The 18450-nt window shown below is 45.1% G+C and carries 20 protein-coding genes; 7 read left to right on the top strand and 13 right to left on the bottom strand.

Features of this window, described 5'->3' with window-relative positions:
• Positions 1-157 precede the first annotated feature (157 nt).
• Positions 158-484 (bottom strand): L-rhamnose mutarotase, encoded by a 327-nt coding sequence (locus AC58QT_RS01025; RefSeq protein ID WP_497407366.1) that lies wholly within the window; start codon positions 482-484, stop codon positions 158-160.
• 195 nt (positions 485-679) lie between these two features.
• On the opposite strand from AC58QT_RS01025, the gene AC58QT_RS01020 reads away from it, so the two are divergent.
• Genes AC58QT_RS01020 through AC58QT_RS01010 form a run of 3 tightly spaced genes read left to right on the top strand, consistent with a single transcriptional unit; the run spans position 680 to position 3548 of the window.
• Complete coding sequence (locus tag AC58QT_RS01020) at positions 680-1183, top strand: TRAP transporter small permease (protein ID WP_497407365.1); 504 nt, start codon at positions 680-682, stop codon at positions 1181-1183.
• Positions 1183-2475 carry a TRAP transporter large permease gene (locus AC58QT_RS01015; RefSeq protein ID WP_497407364.1) on the top strand — a complete coding sequence of 431 codons (1293 nt, stop codon included), beginning with the start codon at positions 1183-1185 and terminating at the stop codon, positions 2473-2475. Before AC58QT_RS01020 ends, AC58QT_RS01015 begins: the two co-directional genes overlap by 1 nt.
• Before the next feature lie 44 nt (positions 2476-2519).
• The gene (locus tag AC58QT_RS01010; protein WP_497287848.1) at positions 2520-3548 is read left to right on the top strand and encodes a TRAP transporter substrate-binding protein; all 1029 of its coding nucleotides are present in this window, start codon (positions 2520-2522) and stop codon (positions 3546-3548) included.
• Positions 3549-3587: 39 nt separating this feature from the next.
• Here AC58QT_RS01010 and AC58QT_RS01005 read toward each other — a convergent pair whose 3' ends face one another.
• The 6 genes from AC58QT_RS01005 to AC58QT_RS00980 all read right to left on the bottom strand — a co-directional run bounded on the left by AC58QT_RS01005 (position 3588) and on the right by AC58QT_RS00980 (position 9546).
• Positions 3588-4346 carry a response regulator transcription factor gene (locus tag AC58QT_RS01005; RefSeq protein ID WP_497407363.1) on the bottom strand — a complete coding sequence of 253 codons (759 nt, stop codon included), beginning with the start codon at positions 4344-4346 and terminating at the stop codon, positions 3588-3590.
• Between the two features lies 1 nt (position 4347).
• Complete coding sequence (locus AC58QT_RS01000) at positions 4348-6192, bottom strand: sensor histidine kinase (RefSeq protein ID WP_497407362.1); 1845 nt, start codon at positions 6190-6192, stop codon at positions 4348-4350.
• A 95-nt stretch (positions 6193-6287) separates the two neighbouring features.
• Positions 6288-6605, bottom strand: coding sequence for a cupin domain-containing protein (locus AC58QT_RS00995; RefSeq protein ID WP_056609861.1), 318 nt, complete (start codon positions 6603-6605; stop codon positions 6288-6290).
• A gap of 131 nt (positions 6606-6736) precedes the next feature.
• Positions 6737-8242 (bottom strand): alpha-glucosidase/alpha-galactosidase, encoded by a 1506-nt coding sequence (locus AC58QT_RS00990; protein ID WP_497407361.1) that lies wholly within the window; start codon positions 8240-8242, stop codon positions 6737-6739.
• Between the two features lie 107 nt (positions 8243-8349).
• A complete protein-coding gene (locus tag AC58QT_RS00985; RefSeq protein WP_497408071.1) occupies positions 8350-9258 on the bottom strand; it encodes an AraC family transcriptional regulator in 909 nt (302 codons plus the stop codon).
• 123 nt (positions 9259-9381) lie between these two features.
• Positions 9382-9546 carry a hypothetical protein gene (locus AC58QT_RS00980; RefSeq protein WP_497407360.1) on the bottom strand — a complete coding sequence of 55 codons (165 nt, stop codon included), beginning with the start codon at positions 9544-9546 and terminating at the stop codon, positions 9382-9384.
• Between the two features lie 206 nt (positions 9547-9752).
• On the opposite strand from AC58QT_RS00980, the gene kduI reads away from it, so the two are divergent.
• From kduI to AC58QT_RS00960, 4 genes are read left to right on the top strand one after another with little or no spacing between them, the layout of a single operon-like run.
• Positions 9753-10586 carry a 5-dehydro-4-deoxy-D-glucuronate isomerase gene (gene kduI, locus AC58QT_RS00975; RefSeq protein WP_497407359.1) on the top strand — a complete coding sequence of 278 codons (834 nt, stop codon included), beginning with the start codon at positions 9753-9755 and terminating at the stop codon, positions 10584-10586.
• A gap of 34 nt (positions 10587-10620) precedes the next feature.
• On the top strand, positions 10621-11376 hold the full coding sequence (locus AC58QT_RS00970) for a DeoR/GlpR family DNA-binding transcription regulator (RefSeq protein ID WP_310226784.1): 756 nt from the start codon (positions 10621-10623) through the stop codon (positions 11374-11376).
• A 54-nt stretch (positions 11377-11430) separates the two neighbouring features.
• The gene (kduD, locus tag AC58QT_RS00965) at positions 11431-12183 is read left to right on the top strand and encodes a 2-dehydro-3-deoxy-D-gluconate 5-dehydrogenase KduD (protein ID WP_497407358.1); all 753 of its coding nucleotides are present in this window, start codon (positions 11431-11433) and stop codon (positions 12181-12183) included.
• Positions 12184-13017: a sugar phosphate isomerase/epimerase family protein gene (locus AC58QT_RS00960; protein WP_497407357.1), complete on the top strand. Its 834-nt coding sequence runs from the start codon at positions 12184-12186 to the stop codon at positions 13015-13017.
• A 53-nt stretch (positions 13018-13070) separates the two neighbouring features.
• On the opposite strand, the gene AC58QT_RS00955 is transcribed toward AC58QT_RS00960, so the two are convergent.
• The 6 genes from AC58QT_RS00955 to AC58QT_RS00930 all read right to left on the bottom strand — a co-directional run bounded on the left by AC58QT_RS00955 (position 13071) and on the right by AC58QT_RS00930 (position 18435).
• Entirely contained in the window at positions 13071-13544 is a 474-nt protein-coding gene (locus AC58QT_RS00955) for a GlcG/HbpS family heme-binding protein (RefSeq protein ID WP_497407356.1), read from the bottom strand.
• Positions 13545-13730: 186 nt separating this feature from the next.
• The gene (locus AC58QT_RS00950; protein WP_068670960.1) at positions 13731-13946 is read right to left on the bottom strand and encodes a hypothetical protein; all 216 of its coding nucleotides are present in this window, start codon (positions 13944-13946) and stop codon (positions 13731-13733) included.
• A gap of 382 nt (positions 13947-14328) precedes the next feature.
• The gene (locus AC58QT_RS00945) at positions 14329-15330 is read right to left on the bottom strand and encodes an LLM class flavin-dependent oxidoreductase (RefSeq protein WP_497407355.1); all 1002 of its coding nucleotides are present in this window, start codon (positions 15328-15330) and stop codon (positions 14329-14331) included.
• Positions 15331-15421: 91 nt separating this feature from the next.
• A complete protein-coding gene (locus tag AC58QT_RS00940) occupies positions 15422-16237 on the bottom strand; it encodes a carbohydrate ABC transporter permease (protein ID WP_497407354.1) in 816 nt (271 codons plus the stop codon).
• Positions 16238-16259: 22 nt separating this feature from the next.
• Positions 16260-17135 (bottom strand): carbohydrate ABC transporter permease, encoded by an 876-nt coding sequence (locus tag AC58QT_RS00935; protein ID WP_497407353.1) that lies wholly within the window; start codon positions 17133-17135, stop codon positions 16260-16262.
• A 1-nt stretch (position 17136) separates the two neighbouring features.
• On the bottom strand, positions 17137-18435 hold the full coding sequence (locus AC58QT_RS00930; RefSeq protein ID WP_497407352.1) for an ABC transporter substrate-binding protein: 1299 nt from the start codon (positions 18433-18435) through the stop codon (positions 17137-17139).
• Positions 18436-18450: the final 15 nt, after the last annotated feature.

The raw sequence follows: 18450 nt of genomic DNA, 5'->3' as shown, positions 1-18450 counted from the left end.
TGAAACTCATACTATCCCAAACCTATTAGTAGTTCAAGTAGGTTTCTATTCCCCTAAACCCACGCCCTGCCTACTCTGGTAAATTGTTGAAAAAATAAAAAGGATGCTAGATTTACTCTAGTCATCCTTATCATCTATCATTTTTACTTCAAATTTTTTACTTCAAATAAAAAACTTCGCGCATTGGCGTGATCGGAACAGCTTCACGGAAGTCGAAGGAACCTACGACCATTTTGGAGGTAATGGCATTCCAACGATTACATGCGTCACTCTCCGCAAGGTAAGCGAAAGCTGCATCTAAATCATCGCATAAAAAGACATAGAAAAACTGTGTACCATTTTGAAAAATGGAATAATCTCTGATTCCTGCTTTACTGTGTTCTTCCATAATCTCTGGCCAAGGAGCCAAGTGCATTTGAACATACTCCTCAAGAACTTCCTCGCGTATCGTCCATGTCCAAGCAAATTTACCGCTGTTTTGCATTAGGCTCTACCTTCCTTTTTCACAAATGTTAGATTCATAACTTCACTTTACTTTGCCGCTTATTGCCAGTCAATCCTAAAAAAATTACAAAAAAAACTAAAAACTATGGCGTACCTGCCAATCAAATCGACCGCTATACTTAAGACATCGCAAGTTGAAAGCACTTACAAATAGAGAAAGGAGGTCCGTTTCACTATGCGATTGTTACGAAAAATAGCACTTGGCATCGATTCTTTCATCGAGTCTGCGTCTCTAATCGGTTTACTGAGTATGATCCTCATTGTCACCACACAAGTCATGACGCGCAAGCTATTCAATTTCGTTTTCTTCTGGTCGGAAGAAGTCACCATGCTGTTGCTCATTTGGTTCTCATTCATGGGTATCGCGATCGGTTTTCGAGAAAAGCTTCATCTTGGCATTGATTCTTTCACACATAAACTTCCAGCCCCTATTAACAAAGTGCTAGATAAAGTTATTGAACTCACTATTCTCGCATTTGGTCTCTATCTCCTGCTATATGGATGGGATTTCACCGTCCTCATGCATGAATCCGAACTGCCAGCAACGGGTCTGCCTAACAGTACCTTGTATGTCATTATGCCAATTACCGGCCTCATGACTATCGCTTATGCTCTTTTACAATTATTCGGCATTGAAACAAAACGGCATGACAATATGCAGGAAGGAGGCATTCACTAATGGACACGACCATTGCCATTCTCATCTTATGTGTCACCTTCGTTGGTCTGATCGTCCTACGATTCCCAATATCTTTAGCTTTGGCTGGTTCATCACTACTTACCCTTGTTTATTTAAAGGTTCCACTTGCCACTGTGGGCCAAACCATGATTCAAGGCATGAACTCCTACTCACTGCTCACGATCCCCTTCTTCATTCTCGCCGGTCAGATTATGAGTGAAGGACAAATGGCCCTTCGGCTCATCAATCTCGCACAAGTTCTCGTCGGGGGCATCCGCGGAGGCCTTGCGATGGTAAACTGCGTCGCATGTATGTTCTTTGGTAATATTTCAGGCTCTGCGATAGCCGATGTCTCCTCCATAGGCTCCGTCATGATCCCCATGATGAAAAAGAAAGGATATGATACGGACTATGCCGTAGGTGTGACCGTATCGGCTGCTATTCAAGGTGTTGTTGTCCCACCGAGTCATAACCTTGTCCTGTACTCCTTAGCTGCAGGCGGCGGCATCTCCATCGCTTCACTGTTTCTCGCAGGAATCGTCCCTGGCCTCATTCTCTGTGTGTCACTTATGGTAACAAGCTATATCATCGCAATCAAACGTGGCTATACGAAAAGTGAATCCGTACCGTTACGCGATATTCCAAAAATCGTCCGTGATGGTCTACTATCGCTTTTGACGGCGGTCATCATCTTGGGAGGCATATTTACAGGCTGGTTTACAGCAACTGAAAGCGGCGCACTTGCATGCTTGTACGCTTTCATCCTTACCTTCCTGGTCTATCGTGACATTCCAATTAGCCGTATGTGGATTATTCTAAAGCGTACCTTTCGCACGGTTTCCATGGTACTTTTTTTGATTGCTGCTTCGGCTACATTCAGTTGGGTACTTGCTTTTCTTAAGGTTCCTGGCATGTTAACAGATGTACTGCTTGGCATAACCGATAATCCCATCATCATCTTGTTAATTATCAATATCCTTTTGTTAGTACTAGGTGCTCCGATGGATATGGCACCATTGATCTTAATTATGACGCCAATTTTACTTCCAGTCGTTACGGCACTTGGCATGGATCCGGTTCACTTCGGCATCATTATGATGTTAAACTTAGGCATTGGACTACTGACCCCGCCTGTCGGCACCGTCCTATTCGTCGGATCGGCCATAGGCAACATTTCGATTTCTGAAGGTACGAAGGCCATGATGCCTTTCTTCTATGTCATGTGCGTTGTACTTATGATCCTGACTTATATCCCTGGGCTCGTTATGTGGCTGCCTAATCTTCTCAAATAGCTTGAATGACTAACCAAACTTTCCGACAAAGGGTGATGATCGACATGCATATGAAAAGAAAAGTTCTTACTATCCTCAGTACAGTAATTGGTACAAGTCTACTTCTAACAGCTTGTGGCAGCACGCCTACCAGTAGTACAACTTCAGCACCGAACAAAAGCGATGGACCTAAATTAAATTTCCGTTTAGCTGAAACGCATCCAGCCGATTACCCAACAACCATAGGCGATAAGAAATTCGCCGAGCTAGTTAATCAAGCATCAAATGGCCGCATCAAAATCGATGTATTCCCAGCTTCCCAACTCGGTGAAGAGAAAGCGGTTATCGAGCAAGTCCAACTGGGAGCCATCGAGTTTACACGCGTCAGCACAGGAGCGCTAGGCGGTTTTAACAAGCAATATGAAGTGTTCAGCTTACCCTATATTTTCGACAATGACGCTCATCAATGGAAATTCCTAGAGAGCGAGCAAGGAACGAAGCTGTTGGATAGCTTGGAGACATCCCGGATGAAAGGACTCGCTTACTATAGCTCTGGGGCGCGTCACTTCTACTCCAAGAAGCCAATTAAGACATTGGCAGATCTCAAAGGACTCAAAATCCGTGTTATTCAAAATAAAGTAAACATTGATCTCATGGCTGCCCTTGGCGCCAATGCAACGCCTATGCCATATGGAGATGTATTCAACGCGCTGCAAACTGGGGTTATTGATGCCGCTGAGAACAATTATCCAAGTTATTTCTCTTCCAATCACTTTCAGCAAGCGAAAAATCTCATTCTAGATCAGCATCAACGCGTACCTGAGGTTTTGCTGATTTCCAAAGTAGCATGGGATAAACTCTCCAATGGAGACAAAGATTTAATTAAGAAAGCCGCACAGGAATCCGTCAAAACGCAAAAAGCGGAATGGGATAAATTCGAGAAAGATTCGGAGGCCAAAGTTAAAGCCGCCGGCGTTACCATTACGGATGTTTCCGATCTTAAACCTTGGCAAGATGCCGTTAAACCGGTAATTGAGAAATATCGCAGTGAGTATAAAGAAACGCTGGAAGCGATTGAGAAAGCTAAAAAATAGACCCTATACTAAAAAAGGATACATGGAGGTGAAATACCCTCAGATGTGTCCTTTTTCTTTAGACATTCCGCTGTTTTTGCGATATTCTAATGGCGAGCTTGCGGTTAGCTTCTTGAACGTGGTGCTGAAGTATGAGATATCGGAATACCCTAGTCTTTCGGCAATTTCAGAAACACGCAAAGATGTTTTGATTAACAGCCGTTTGGCCTCCTCCATCCTCATTTCAATGACATAATCAACGAATTTCCCTCCAGTTTGCTGTTTAAAAAGTTGACTCAAATAACTTGGGTTGAGATGAACCAACGTTGCCGCATCCGTCAAAGAAATCTCTTTGTGCACATTCGCAGCAACGAATTGCTGAACACGTGCTATGGCAGATAGTTCTTCTGGTTCTAAAATCGGGGCATCCGCCAGATTGGCTTCTTCCCTCGTCTCCCGCACTTGAATCCATCTGCGCAAGCACTCCTCCATGGCTTCCGTCTCCACAGGCTTCAATAAAAAATCTTTTACCCCATACCGGATTGCTTTCTGAGCTAAATGAAAATCATCATACCCGCTCACTAATATTAAGTTCACAGACTTCTGCGCTAATTGCTCTGCCAAACCAATCCCGTCCATAACGGGCATCTTAATATCAGAAATCACGAGATCTGCTTGGTGGAGCTGAAGCGCGTCGAGTGCCTCTAACCCGTTCCCACATTCCTGCATAATAGCAACGGGCAACTTGGTCTGTTCAACAGCTTTGCGCAACACAACACGGACCCACTTCTCATCATCCACTAGAATGACTCTGTACATCTCATGCCCCTCTCTCTCCAAGCAGCTTCAATGGCAGCTTAATCCTAACTGTGGTTCCAGCACCAACGCTACTTTCCAGTTCAAGGCCCGCATCTTCCTCAAATAAGTATGAAATACGACGATGAACATTCACTATGCCAATCTGTGAGACTGCTGTGACCATATCTTTTTGGCGCAAATCGAGCTGCAGGGATCTCAGCCTATCGATAGGAATGCCGGTTCCCGTATCTTTTATTTCTATTATGAAATGCTTCTCATCATAACGTTTAGCAGAAATCTCAATATGCACAGGACTTGCGCTTGTCTCTAAGCCATGAATAACACAATTCTCCACCAGCGGCTGAAGTGCGAACTTAGCAATCATCTGTGTTTCCGCCCATCCAGGAATCTGAAACGCATATGTCAGTCTCTCTTGAAACCGATATTGTTGAATCCGCAAGTACATATCGCAAATATGCACTTCCTGTTGGACTGAAATTGTAGCACCGGCATGATTCAAATTATAGCGAAGAAGTCGCGCCAGTGAGGCAACCAATACGGAAATATCTGTCATATCCCGCTCCAAGGCCATCCCTCTAACCGTTTCTAACGCATTCATCAAAAAGTGGGGGTTCACTTGGGATTGCAATACTTTCAGTTCTGTCTCTTTCTGACGAAGTTGAAGATCCTTCTCCCGAATCTCCGAATAGTAAATTTCATCCATGAGCACTTGCAGCTTTTCGACCATTTTATTAAAATCATTCGTTAACTGACCGATTTCGTCCTTGGACTCAATATCTACACGGGACTGGAAATCCCCTTCTTTCACTCTTTTCATGAAATATTGAAGTGACCTGATTGGTCGAACAATACTTGTCGCAAAGCCAATGCCGATGATATAAGCGATGAGCAGCGTAAAGACAACCGTCCACCAAATGGTTTGTCTGATATACTGCGTGCCATGCGTTATTTCAGACTCTGGAATCATCGTCACAAGCCGCCAATTCAGATAAGACGACTTGCTCCATGTATAGAAAGGTTTATCGCCTGTCGACGATTGATAGGAGCCACTTTCTTGTGTGAGAATGATCGGTAATTGTTCAAGCTGCGCCAAGTGACCAATTTCCTCGTTCTCTGGCGAATACATGTAATGACCCGATGGATCAATAATCGATAGATACCCTGTACGACCAATCGTCACACGATCAGCAATTTCTTGAATGCGTTTGAAATTCACTTCCATGATCAAAGTTGCGACAGGTTCCAAAGTATTCGGACTCACGAGCCTCTTCACGATGGAGAGCACAGGCACGTATTCGAGCTCATAGCGAGGCGAAGGCGGACGAATGATGAGTCGAATATCACTATTAGATGGAACGCTAGAAAACCATGGTTCTTGAATTAACTCAACAGCAGGCGTTACGTTTTTGTTGAAACTTGTATCCAGGACGGCCTTATCTTCCATGACGAGCATAATGCGAGAGATATCCGAGCGAGAGTACGCGGTATCATGAAATAGCTGCATTAATGGTTCACGGATACCCGATTCCTTTACTTCTTGTTCACTCGTCATTCGTAGAAACTGCCCCATCGCGGGATGGTTCTGCATGCGAATGGAGTCAATTTCGAAATCACGGATGTAATACTCGATATGAAGCTTTACCTGTTCAATAATTTGCTCATTACTCAAATTCGCTTCTTCCCGCAGCACCTCTGACGATTTCTGATACGAGATGAATCCAACTACACAGAGCGGAATCACAACCAACATGGCCGAATATACGAGTAATTTGACTGTCAGTGGACGATCACGTAAAAATAAGCTGCGATGAAACCAAATCCACGCTCTTCGGCCCCTTTTTTGCATACTAAGCCCCCATCTACTATATGTAAACGCATTCAAATCTTCCAGTTATTACCTATCAGGATGGGTAAAGTAAAACCAGTTGCAGGAGCAACTGGTTATCTTTTCACCAAATCTTCGCGAATCGGTGTAAATACATCTAATAGTGCAGAGTCTTCCAATGCAGTAACCCCATGTTTAGCTCCACTAGGTATATAAACCGTTTGGCCTTGTTCAATAACGGTAACAACGCCATCGATTGTAAATTCGATTTTACCTTTCAAACAATAGGACATTTGCTCATGCACATGACTGTGCTGATACCCGATAGCTCCAGGTTCAAAATGAACCTCCATCATCATTAACCCAACTTCAGCTTTCAAAATACAACGTGTCACACCTGGTTCTGCTGCTTCCCATACGCCAATATTAGACATCGGACTTTCCCCTTTCGTTATAAAACGCTTTCAGTCTGAATAAAAAAAGAAGGACCGCAAGCGGCCCTTCACTTACTCACTAATTATACCTGAAAGAAACCCAAATGAACATACTTGAAAATAAATGAACCTTAAGTCGTTGTTGCTGCACGGTCTTTCCCTTTATCGGCTTCTCCAGCATTCTTGTTAGCTGAAACCCTATCCTGCTGCATATCAGCAACCGTCTTCACTTTCAGACGAGCAGCCCCTTCATACTCCTTAGTTGGAATGAGGTTACCGGCGGCGAGTCGTTGTTTGGCCTCCGCAATCGCGGCACCATACTGTGGTAACCATGCCTCCTGGGCAACCAACATCTCATCAACCATTTGCCAAATTTCCTTCGGATTGCAGACAGCTCCAACAAGCGGATCCATCATGAAGGCTTGACGCAGCAACTTATCATCACCGCGAACAGCTGCTTCTACGGCCAAGCGCTGAACTGAGATACTGACATTGCATACCGCTGCTGGCCCCAACGGCAGCTCACCGACAAGCGGCATCGAGATACCGTTGCGATCCACATAACCCGGAGCTTCGATAATCGCATCATCAGGTAAATTAGAAATAACCCCTTGATTGACCATGTTAAAATGTCCCCGATACACGCGGCCTGTCTCTAGGCCTTCGATAATATAGGAGCCATGCTCTTCACTGCGCTTCTCTTGCGCATACACGATTGCCGGATCCTTCATCCAATTCGGGAAATCCGTTTCAAACCAACGACGTCCCTCCGTACAGACACGTAAGTAGCCGCCCGTTTCACCATTGATCCAAGATCCCATGTCAATCCAATCTTGAATTTCACTAGCTCGCTTGCGATACCAAGGAACATATTCACTCAAGTGTCCATTTGACTCCGTGCTATAGTAGCCAAACCGGCGCAGCATATCGATCCGCACCTTCTCCGTGCGGGCATACTCGGGATGGTTCTCAAAAGCTTCTAATAATCCTGCAGTCAAATCCTTGCCCTCATGGGTCGCTTGAATATACCAAGTTTGATGATTAATGCCTGCACAAATAATATCCACGTCTTTCTTCTTCAACCCGTAAACTTCGGCAATTTGATGATGACCATGCTGTACACCATGACAGAGACCGATCGTGCGAACACCGCCATACTTATTGCAAGCCCAAGTCAGCATCGCCATCGGATTCGCATAATTCAATAGTGTGACATCTGGTGCTGCCACCTCACGAATATCTTGGCAAATGCGAAGCATTTCTGAGATACCGCGTTGTCCGTACATGATTCCACCTGCACACAGGGTATCACCTACACATTGATCCACCCCATATTTCAAAGGAATATCGACATCCGTGGCAAAAGCCTCCAGCCCCCCCACACGAATCGTGCATAGTACATATTTCGCACCTTCTAATGCTTCCTTACGATCCGTCGTCGCTTGAATCTGAATGGATAAACCATTCTCATGGATGTCACGTTGACAGAGCTCTGTCACCATCTCCAAATTGTGTGGATTTATGTCTGTAAAAGCCACTTGAATATCATGAAATTCAGGTACGGATAGTAAATCCCTCAGAAGTCCACGTGTGAATCCAATACTGCCTGCGCCTATGAATGCTACCTTAAATGCCATATGAATCGCCCTCTCTATCACTTCGTCTATGTTTCACATTGTACCAAGCAGATGAGAGAAAACGTTATCAAATTCCTAACTTCCTCGCTTCCCAATTGTCAAAAATTCTAACTTCCTTCCGGATAGGCGATTGTATGTTTGTTCATCGATCTCCGATATTCGGTCGGTGTCATCTTCGTATGTGCTTTAAATAACAAATGAAAATACTGCCTGCTGCCCACTCCGATATAGTCTGAGATATCCGCAATGGGGATGTCGGTTTCAAGCAGCAGCATTTGTGCTTTTTCCATGCGAATTTCCGTTAAATAGGCCATGAGCGTTTGGTCTGTCACTGCTTTGAATATTCGCTGTAAATAGCCCGGGTGTAGATTCACAGCACCTGCAATATCTTTCACTTGAATCTCGCGATCATAATTCTGGTGCATATAATCCATGCTTTGCTTGACATACCACTCGCTTTGAACCAAAGAGCTACTCACCGTTTCGCGGCTTAACCGAGCAATGCGTATCAAGAGCTGCGCAATTAATAATTGAATCATGGTCTCACTTTTGCCAGCCGGCTTATCTAACTCTAGTACCAAGCTTTTCATCACATGGTAGACTTCATCCGGATCACGAAGCACTAAGTAAGCCGTCTGAACCTCCAATAAGGAGGATAGTTGCTTTTCTTCGGCGGCAAGCTCTTGAAGTGAAGGCGTCACTCCTTGATGACGGGTAAAACGAAACTCCACATTCAGCATGCGACACGGCTCTTCGTCCTCTACAATTAGTCGGTGAGCGACATTGGCGTCCAGTAAAATGAATTCTCCCTTTTTCAATCTTACCCTGTCAGTCCGTGCAGCTGAGAGCTGAATCTCGACATCACAAAAGCCATGTATCGTATACATAATCTCGGTTGCATCATGTCGATGAAAGGGCATATGAAAGCCTTGCCATTGTTTAAAATAGTAGGCCAGCACCTGCGGATGGCAGGGAAAATCCGTCAATAAAACTGGAAATAGACGTGCCGTTTGCATCATGGAGAGCTCCTTTCCAACCTTTCTTAAGGACATTCTACTCCCCTCTCTACAAAAAGAAAATCCCTTCATGCTGAAGGGATTCCACTACTGCTATTCCTATAGTAGTTAATCATTTATTACTTAGTCACGATCGGTGTAATCATCGTTTGAAAATGGGTGACTTAAATTATCCATAATTTCTTCAACTGCGTCACTTAACATGTCTGTCGGAGTTGTGTCTTCTTCCTCTGGCAGGGTTGGAATTGTATCATTACATACACGATCAAAATAATGACTTTTGTCCATTCACATGCACCTCCTTATTTCCTATTCTCATGATTAACATCGCTCGTTTGCTTGTTTTGTACACATCTCGCTTACTTTATTCACATCTTTCCAAATTTCCGAAAATGCGCAGAAGATCTCCTTGCCTAAATCGTAGATATGAAGTAAATTAAACCTATATGAACGTATATCAACACAAATAAACCAATTCTAAGGAGAATGAACCCATGGATATCCGCTACGCTTCACACCCGAACGAAGTTAAACAATTCGACACAGAACGCTTACAAGCAGAATTTCAAATTCAATCCTTATTTACAGAAAACCAAGTGACATTAGTTTACTCACACGTTGATCGTTTTATTATTGGCGGCGTTTTGCCAACGACTGAAACACTTAAACTAGAAGCTGACACGAAAGAAATGGCTGCTGACTACTTCTTAGAGCGCCGCGAAATCGGTATCATCAACGTAGGAGCTAGAGGCACAATCACTGTTGATGGCACAGCGTACACAATGGATTCCAAAGATTGCATCTACATCGGTCTTGGTTCCAAAGAAATTTCCTTCTCAAGTGATGATGCTTCGAACCCAGCGAAGTTCTACTTTAACTCAACACCAGCTCATACAACATACCCAACTGTGAAAGTAGCGATTAGCGAAGCAACGCCTGCTCACCTAGGCAGCATCAATACTTCCAATGAGCGTACGATTTATAAATACATCCACTTGGATGGCATTCAAAGCTGTCAACTTGTTATGGGTATGACATTATTGAAACCAGGCAACATGTGGAATACGATGCCAACGCATACGCACAACCGTCGTTCCGAGGTTTATTTCTATTTTGACATGCCAGAAGATGCTGTTGTCTTCCACATGATGGGTGAGCCGCAACAAACACGTCACGTTGTTATGCGCAATGAGCAAGCTGTCATCTCACCGAGCTGGTCCATTCACAGTGGTGTGGGTACGAACAACTACACATTCATTTGGGGTATGGCTGGCGAGAATCAAATGTTTAACGATATGGACGCTGTTGCAATGCAAGATCTAAAATAATCGGTAATCCCATGATAAGAACGGATGAATCCCGATGAATCCTTTACGTAGATATGAAACGATTATGGAAGTTTTACTCGCTCAGAAAGAAGTCACTGTGAATGAGTTGAGTGAACGTCTAGAAGTAACTGGAAAGACCATTCGTGAAGATTTGGCCAAGCTGGAGGAAAAAGGGCTGCTAATCCGCATTCATGGCGGTGCCATGCTAGCTCAAAGCGATCAGTTAGGCATTCTCTCTGCGAAAGAACCGAATATCAAGCATGCAGATAAAAAATCGGAGATTGCGTCCCTCGCTCTCCGATACATCCAGCCACGCGATATCATCGCACTGGATGGCGGATCTACAACGCTTGAAATCGCTAGGCGGCTGGATAATCAGCCGCTTACGGTTGTAACTAACGATTTATATATTATCTCCGAACTTGTCCATAAGGATGAAATTCGGCTAGTCGTTCCAGGCGGCTATCGTCTGCGCAATATGCTTGCTGGCCCAGAAGCTGTAGAGTATGTGCGTGGTCTTAACATTCAAAAATCGTTCATTTCTGCGACGGGTGTGCATTTACAGCACGGCTTTACCATTTACACGAATGATCTTGTTGAATATAAGCGTGCTCTCATCAGCTCCAGTGCGACTGTTTATGGGGTGATTGATCACTTCAAATTCGGACAATGTGCTTTGCGAACCTTCGCTTCTCTATCTGAAGTGGCTATGATCTTGACTGATAGCGGCTTATCGGAGGAAACGGCGTCGCAGTTCCGCGAAACAGGCATACAGATCGAAACGCTTTAGGAGCAAGTTACACAGAAGAAACCTATACTTTCTATTATGGAAAAGGAGTACGTCATGACACTTTTTAATCTATCAGGCAAAACAGCATTCGTTACAGGTGCTTCAGGCGGCCTAGGCCAAGCTATGGCGATCGGACTTGCTGAGGCTGGCGCGAACGTAATCGCGGTATCTTCTTCTGAAAGCGTTCAAACTGTTGAAACGATTCGCGCATTAGGTGGTAAAGCAGAGCTTATCGCGGCTGATTTAAGCAATGAAGATATTCTTGAAGATGTCGTTACTAGAGCGATTGGTATTTATGGCGGTGTCGATATTCTCGTTAATAATGCGGGTATTATCCGCCGTACACCAGCGGTTGATCACGCGCGTCAAGATTGGCACGATGTAATTGACCTGAACTTGAACTCGGCTTTCTTCCTTTGCCAGCTAATTGGTCGTCATATGATCGAGCGCGGCAGCGGTAAAATCGTAAATATTGCTTCCATGTTGACGTATCAAGGTGGCATCAACGTGCCAGGATACACGGCAAGTAAGCATGCGATTGCTGGTGTGACGAAAGCATTAGCGAACGAGTGGGCTGGAAAAGGCATCCAAATCAATGCCATCGCCCCTGGCTATATGACGACGAATAACACAGCACCAATTCTCAAAGATGAGAAACGTACAGCTTCCATTACTGAGCGTATCCCAGCAGGACGTTGGGGTTCACCTGAAGATTTGAAAGGACCGGTTGTCTTCTTATCCTCAAGCGCTTCTGATTATATGAACGGACACGTTCTGTGCGTGGACGGCGGATGGATGGCTAGATAGATGGGCATCGGGACACTCGCTCATACCGTCGGGCATCTGCCATTGAAGGAATTGACCGCGAAGTTAAGCGGACGAGGCATCGACTTTGTTCAATTAGCTCTCAGCAAAGCGATTAGCGACTATGATTTAAGCCTCGGCAAATTAAGCCCGGCACTTGCCAATCATATTGGCGAGCAATTTCATCGCGCAGGCGTGCGAATTGGCGTGCTCGGATGCTACATTAATCCGATTCATCCTGATCCGCAGCAGCGTCGTTATGAAATTGATCGATTCAAGGAGCATTTGCGGTACGCCCGAGATTTCGGAACGTCCATTGTGGCAACGGAAACTGGTGATCTAACTACGTATCTTGCGGAAGATGCTAACGGCTATGAGGTCAAAGGATGGGGTATTCTTAGACAGACCGTCGAGGAGTTAGCTGAAGAAGCTGAGCGATGGGGCGTTCATATCGGATTAGAGCCGGTTTTCACTCATACATTGTCTAGCACTGAGAAAATGGCCCGCATCCTGGAAGAAGTGCCTTCCAGCACGTTAGGTGTCGTATTCGATCCAGTTAATCTCATTCCACCAACGGTGGTTGAGCCACGGGATCAAGAAGCTTTCTTGGATCATGCCTTCGCTACGTTTGGCAACCGAATTGTGCTGACTCATTTGAAAGATTATGTCGTGAACAATGGTCAAAAGAATGAAATTGAGTCTGGTAAAGGCATTTTCGAGACAGCGTCCTTCTTAGCAAAGCTTCACTCACATAAGCCTGGTGTCGATATTTCGTTAGAGCGACTCCAAGATCATACCATTGAAGAAGCGTTCTCGTACGTTAGAAGCTTGCTTTGATAAAGAACCCCGATTTCTCTATGGAGAGGTGTCGGGGTTTTCTTATGTTTTTCTCATTTCTTAATATCTGGATTGGTTAGCACCTCGTATTGATTACCTAAGTATTGCTGAAGCGCCTTCAAGGTCGCTACGCCAACGGCAATATCCTCCTCACCGGCCCCTCCGCTTACGCCCACCCCGCCAATGACTTGCCCGTTAACTACGATGGGGAATCCACCTACAAAAATGGCAAACTTCCCCGGCATCATGGCGTGGATCCCAAATGCTTCCCCATGGATCGTTGCTGGCCCGCCAGGCTGATTAAACAGATGCGTCGAACGCCGATGCCCGCTTGCCGTAAATGCTTTTGCCATTGCCAGCTCAGGACTCGTGTTGCGCGCCCCATTCATTCGCTCTAAGGCTAACAAATAACCGCCGTCGTCGACGATACAGATCGTTTCTGCTGACTGAGCTTCCTCCGCGGCTCCAATACCAGCAGCAATCATCACCTTCGCTTCCTCGATTTCTAACTTTAAAACGGATCTCATGATGCATGGCCTCCCTTGTCTAATCTTATCCGCTTCGTACATAACCCTAAACCTCGGCACTTTTTTTCATGTATATGGCGTATAAGGCGAAAAAAGTCGCATGAGTGACTAGCTAACGAGAATTTTGGCGTAAAAAAAAGCCTAGACAATCCCATGAAGAGAGATGTTTAGGCTTGGTGCTCATTGTTACTTATTCGGCTGTTGCGCGCGAGCTGGTCGAGTTGGACGTTCTACCCAGTTCTCGCGGCTCATGCGCTTCACTTGATTAATAGGATTGGAAAGATCAATGACTTCCGCTTGAAAAGGTTGCTCTGCTGCAAGCTTCTCTTTATACCCTGTGCCAGGCGCTGGACCGCCTCCACCATTCCGTTTTCCCTTGTTCCATACGCGATTCTTGCTCATGCCACCACTCCACCGTTTTTTGTTTAAGTGTAATGGCAGTTGCCAAAAAACGCAAATGCCGGTTTCAGAATAGCGTAAATAAGCTACCTTTCTCCATTCTTCAAGAAATAATTCCAATACATCCTACCTTCCATGACTCCTAGCAAAATAACTGGAAAATACGCTGTTAATTTCGCGCAAATCCTCGAGTTTCAGCAAATAGATGGAAATTATACAGGTAATTCCCACATTCTAGCTACAATCCAACTAAATCGTTAAAATTAGTTACATGAAATCCAGTTATTCCGCATTTTCAAGTCAATCGAGCGAAATTAGCTGTACTTTTTACAGTTAATCATGTAGCGAGTGAGTAAATGGTTGTCAGTACGACTCGTGGTTACCGCTACAGTTCAAAAGCCTTCGCCAGCAAACGATACGAATGTAATCGCGCTTCGATGTTATGAATCGGCGACACGACCATGATTTCATCCGCTTGGTAAGCTTCGTTCAACTTCAAAATCTGATCTTTCACTTGGCTCGGTGTACCTACAATTCGTCTGTGGCGACCATTGCGAATCATAGCATAGTCATTCTCCGTATACGGGTAATTGAGCGCCGTATTCACTGACGGGAACGATGGCAGCAACATTCCGCGTCCTAAGGACAAGAAGAATAAGTCCGTGCTCAGCGCCAGTTGATTCGCTTCTTCCTCTGTATCCGCGCAGATGACTAGCACCGCTGCTAAGGAGTGAGGCTTTTCATTCAAGATCGATGGCGTGAAATGCTCGCGATAAATACGCAGCGCTTGCTCACAATCCGCATTCCCAAAAAATTGCGCGAAGCCAAAAGCAGCCCCCTGATCAGCCGCAATTCTTGCGCTGTCATAGGAGGAGCCAAGCAGCCAAATTTCCGGCGCCGTTGGAATGATCGGGGACGCATGCAGCGCGGCGAACCTATGCCCCGCTGGTAGTGAATCATATAAATAACCCGTCAAATCAGCGATTTGCTGTGGGTATTGGTCAACTCCTGTATATTTACCCTCTTGCAATGCTCGCGTGGATATGGGCATGCCCCCTGGTGCACGGCCTAACCCAACATCGATACGTCCAGGATGAAGCGCTTCTAGCAATCGGAAATTTTCAGCAACTTTATATGCGCTATAATGTGGCATCATAATGCCGCCGGAGCCTAGTCGAATTCGCTCTGTTTTGGCAGCCAAATGCGCGATCAACACCTCAGGACTTGAATGCGCTAGCGCTTGTGATGCGTGATGTTCAGATACCCAGAAACGGCTGTAACCTATACGATCTGCTTCCTGAGCAAGTTCGGTCGTTTCAGCTAACGTTTGTGCTGCATTGCGACCTTCACCAATTTGTGATTGATCCAAAATACTTAATTTCAACACAAGTAATCACCTCCTCCTAACTGTAACACAAAAAAGAACAGAATGCCAAAAACAGCCGTGACCTTTCACGACTGTCATCAACGACTGCCTTTTAACCCTTCAAAGATCCCGCCATAACACCTGCTACGAAATAACGCTGTAAGAATAAGAACATCATAACCATCGGTACGGCCGTAATGACAACTCCTGTAAGCAGCATAGGATAGTCGGTCACATATTCTCCTCGGAACTGAAGCATAGCTAGAGGGAGCGTTAATTTGGACTTGCTATTGATAAGCAGCATCGGGATCAACAAATCATTCCATACCATCACGAAGAGAAACGTTGCCGTTGCCGCTAAGGAAGGTGCAGATAAGGGCAAAGCGATACGTGAATATAGTTTCCACTCACTAGCCCCATCTATACTCCCTGCTTCCAAAATTTCTTTGTTCAACACCCGCATAAAGCCCTTCAGCATGAAAACGGTCAATGGCATGAGCAAGGCAACAGATACAAGTACTAATCCGTGTAAGTGATCGGACCAGCCCAGCTTATGCGTCAGGGAGTATATCGGCAGCATATTGACTTGAGAAGGAACGATGAGCCCCGCAATAAACAAGCCAAAGATAATTTTAGCAAGGTTCCCCCCAAAGCGAAGAAGAGCGTACGCAATCAAACTTCCAAGTGCGAGTTCGAGAACAACCGTACTAAGGGTCACTTCTACACTATTCAGGAAATATTTCCACATCGTTTGCCCTTTGAAAATGCCGCTAAAGTTTCCGAACGTGAAGGGCTTCGGCCAGCCGAGTGGCGAGGCGAAGAAGCGCTGTGTCGTTTTGAAAGAAGAGACGACTACAAAATATAAAGGTGCTGTGATCAACACTGCATATAGCAGTAAGATTACGCGACCGAACCATTTCATCCCCATAATTGCTAGTACCTCATTGGATTTAGTAGGAAACACGATCCGCTCGCAGCGCCTTAAACTGCAGAATCGTTAACACAGATAACAAGATAAGAAATAAAACAGAACCCGCAGAAGCCATTCCGAACGAATAGTTTGCAAAAGCGGTGTGATAAATATAAGTGGTCAAAATTTCCGTTGCATAATTAGGTCCACCGTCTGTCATTGTAAAGATGAGATCAAATGCTTTGAACGATTGAATCGTTGTATAGGCAATAACTATGGTTGCTGAAGGCGCTAGAAGCGGCCATGTCACCTTGCGAAACACCTGGAATTTGTTGCCGCCATCTATTTTCGCAGCTTCGTACAATTCTTCTGGGATGGCATGGAGTCCCGCTACAAACACAATCATCATTTGCCCAGCATGGGCCCAAACTTGCACCCCAGCGATGGAAAATAGCGCAATTTTCACCCCGCCTATCCAATTCTGACCGTAAGCGCCCAGACCCACTTCCTTCAATAAGGAATTGATAAGTCCAAGTGATGGATCATACATAAACGACCAGATCAACCCTACCGCTACAGAGGACAGGATCGTCGGGAAAAAGTAAAGCGCGCGCAGGAACACGTGAATTTTCGTATTTTTCACTAATAGCAGTGCAAGCCCAAGTGAAAGCACAGTCTGTGCAATCACAACCGCAAGCATGAATTTCGTGTTATTCCATAACGCTTTTTGGAACACGATATTATGCAAAGTTTTGGCGTAATTGTTCAGACCAACAAGCTGATAGGACGGCGAGATGCCGTCCCAGTCAGTGAAGGAATAAAACAATCCGTATAGTGTCGGTGCCATGAACAGGGCTAGATAAAGCAGCGTACCCGGCAGAAGGAACAACCATAAGACGGATCGATTATGACTCATCTTATTTCACGAGATGCTGATCGATAATCGCTTGCGCTTCTTTCGCTGCATCTTGCGGCGATTTACCGCTCAGCACGGCTTGAATGGAGTTTGTGACCGCTTTTTGATTATCCGCATTGGTAATGCTGAAACGCGGTTGGAACAATGTTTTCTTAGTTGACCATTCTGTTGCGACCTGTAATTCAGGCGTCGTGTACTGAACATCTTTCACAGTGACGTTCTGCCCTGTTTCGTTAGCGTAGGTTGCTGCAATCTCTTTTTTGCTCAAAAATTCAATAAATTTCTTCGCCTCTGCAGGATGCTTAGACTTGCTGTTCACCGCTAACATAAATGTACTCGTGTGTACGCCTTCGAATTTCGCTTGATCAGCTGCGACGGTAATCGGAGCTAATAGCTTTTGCTCAAGGTTTGGATTCTGCTTTTTATTTTGTGCTAGTTGATAGGATCCGCTGGCAAGAATCGCAGCTTTTTCTTGAATGAACAACGCACCGGCAGCTGCATCCTTTGTACCAAGCGCATCTTGTTGCAAGTAGCCTTTGTCATTCAACTCTTTGAATTGTGACAAGGTTTTCACCCAGAATTCATCGGTTAATTTCGCTTGGCCCGCTTCCACTTTCGTGAAAATATCAGCACTCGGTTGATTATTCATCACCATCGTGTTCATGAATTGACCTGGACCAATATCCGCTCCAGCAAAAGCAATTGGGATGACACCATTCTTTTTCAACGTTTCGCAGAGAGCCAAGAAGCCCGCCCAATCTTTGGGTGGCGTTAGATTATACTTTTGAAACAGTTTCACGTTATAAATCGGATCGTTGTACACAAGCTGGTAAGGAACAGCTACCTGTTTGCCGTCTTTTTTGCCAACTTGAATGAGTGTGTCATTGAAATTGCTCAGAAACTTTTCACCGGATAGATCTGAGAATATGCCCGCTTTAGCCAATGCCTCAAACTGAGCACCAGGGAATGAAGTGAATACATCACCTACAGAGCCATCGCCTAACTTCGCTTGGGCAGTCGATTGATATTGCTCGGATGGCATGGTTTGCATCTCTACTTTGATGTTCGGATTCTCTGCTTGGAATTTCGTAATGATGCCGTTAAGCGAGTTCACGTCCTCCCCGCGCCAGTGTAGAAACGAGATCGTAACAGGCTTTGAGGAAGCCGTTGCTGCAGCTGTTGAGGCCGCTGAAGCGGCAGGGCTCGCCCCCGTGCTTGAGGATGATCCGCAAGCAGTTAAAAATGACAGAATAGAAAGTGAAGCAACGAGGAAACTGTATCTTAATTTAGATTTACGCATCAATAAAGACCTCCT

It is taken from the genome of Paenibacillus sp. J31R109 (assembly GCF_059692055.1).
Note: the sequence above shows the minus strand (reverse complement) of the source record. Positions and strands in the feature narration are given on the sequence as shown.